Source organism: Kitasatospora sp. NPDC018619, assembly GCF_044391605.1.
Taxonomy (GTDB): Bacteria; Actinomycetota; Actinomycetes; order Streptomycetales; family Streptomycetaceae; genus Kitasatospora.
In genome coordinates, this window is the sequence record NZ_JBISAI010000054.1 from 1 (window position 1) to 1,157 (window position 1,157).

At 59.8% G+C, this 1,157-nt stretch carries 1 protein-coding gene; it reads right to left on the reverse strand.

Translation table 11 applies throughout. The features are described 5' to 3' along the window. Window positions 1-219: 219 nt before the first annotated feature. On the reverse strand, window positions 220-1,157 hold a 938-nt coding region (locus ACH5AR_RS33880), incomplete at its 5' end, for an IS256 family transposase (RefSeq protein WP_396305362.1).

The following is a 1,157-nucleotide window of genomic DNA, read 5'->3' on the forward strand; positions in this document are numbered from 1 at the left end:
GAGATCGACCGCGATGTCTACAACGGCAGGAAGACCGTGGTCTCCGAGGAGATCGACGTCAGCGAGTTCGCCGCCGCAATAGCCAAGGCCGACGCCACCGACTGAACTCGGGTGTCCCTGTGGTTTCTGTCAAACACACTGCGCGAGAGTGCTACGCCGAAGACTGGACTTTTCACGATCCTGGGGACTATCTCGTTAACGGTGTTTCGGCCGTTTTCATCAGTAGGTTTCTGATCCGGGCCAACGATCCGCGAACGTGATCGCGAAGGCATTGAGAGCGGGTTTCCACCGTGTGATCCATCGTGCCTGACCTTTGCCTGTCGGGTCCAGCGAACGGGTCACCAGGTACAAACATTTGAGCGCGGCTTGCTCGCTGGGGAAATGACCGCGAGCTTTGACCGCCCTCCGGTAGCGCGCATTCAGCGACTCAATAGAATTGGTAGAGCATATGACTCGACGTATCTCCGTGTCATAGTCAAGGAACGGGATGAACTCCTCCCACGCGTTGTCCCATAGCCGGATGATCGCCGGATACCGCTTGCCCCAGTTCTCGGCAAGGTCGTCGAAAGCAGCCCGCGCCGCTGCCTCACTCGGCGCGGTGTAGATCGGCTTCAGTTCCCGCTTCAGTGCGTCCCAGTGCTGACGTGCCGAGAGCCGAAAGGTGTTGCGGATCAGGTGCACCACACAGGTCTGGACCGTGGTGGCCGGCCACACATGCTCGACAACCTCCGGCAGGCCCTTGAGACCGTCGCAGACGAGAAAGAAAACGTCTTTGGTGCCACGGTTACGGATGTCAGTGAGCACGCTCATCCAGAACTTGGCGCCCTCGCCGCCCGTGCCGGCCCACAAACCAAGCACGTCGCGGCGCCCGTCCAGGCTCACCCCGATGGCCGCGTAGATCGGCCTGTTCGCGACCTGGCCGTCGCGGATCTTGACCACGATGGCATCGATGAAGATCGCGGCGTACACCTCATCGAGCGGACGTGCAGACCAATCCTGCATCTCCTCGATCACCTTGTCGGTGATCCGAGAAATCGTCTCCTTCGAGACCGATGCACCGTAGATTTCAGCGAAGTGCGCGCTGATCTCCCCAGTCGTTAACCCTTTGGCGTACAACGATAAAACGATCTCATCAACGCCGTTGAGCCGACGCTGCC